The 636-nt window shown below is 67.5% G+C and carries 1 protein-coding gene; it reads right to left on the bottom strand.

Annotated features, from left to right (window positions below):
- Positions 1-93: 93 nt before the first annotated feature.
- Positions 94-636, bottom strand: a 543-nt coding sequence (locus CEK66_RS20290) for a TonB-dependent receptor (RefSeq protein ID WP_193312736.1), incomplete at its 5' end; no start/stop codon positions are given.

Raw genomic sequence — 636 nt, 5'->3', positions numbered from 1 at the left:
AACGGGAATGGGAAGAGCAAAAGCGGTGCCTGCGCGCGCTGCTGTTGCTTTTACCCATTCCCGATTCCCGTCTCCCCATTCCCAACACCTTCGTCAGAAGGTGTACCGCACCCGCCCGTAGTAGTAAGCGCCGTTGCTGCCGATCGGCGAGAGCACGTCGTAGGGCAGGTTGCCGAAGTAGGCGATGTCCGGCTTGGAGCGGTCGGCGTAGGCGTCGGTGAGGTTCTGTCCGCCCACCGCCACGCTCCACTGCGGGGTGAGGTGGTATTCGACCTCGGCGTCGAGTTGCCACTTGGCGCTGTAGGTCTGCTCCGGGGCGAAGCCGCCGCCGAAGTCGAACACGCGGGTGGCGCTGCCGTAGCGGGTGACGCGGGTCTGCAGCGACCAGCGCGCGTCGCTCCAGTTCGCCGCCAGCTGCGCGCGGGTGCGCGGGGTCGCTTCGGTCAGGGTGTTGCGCTCTTCTACGCCGAACAGCACGTAGTCCGGATTCAGCGCCAGCAACTGCGCCGGCGTGGCCACCACGTTCTCCAGCTCGGTCTTGGCGTAGCTCCAGGTGCCGGTCAGCTGCAGTTGGCCCTGGCCCAGCGCCTGCCGCCAGTTGCTGACCAGTTCGGCACCGCGGGTGCGGGTGTCGGC

Source organism: Xanthomonas sp. LMG 12460 (genome assembly GCF_009192895.1).
Lineage (GTDB): Bacteria > Pseudomonadota > Gammaproteobacteria > Xanthomonadales > Xanthomonadaceae > Xanthomonas_A > Xanthomonas_A sontii.
Note: the sequence above shows the minus strand (reverse complement) of the source record. Positions and strands in the feature narration are given on the sequence as shown.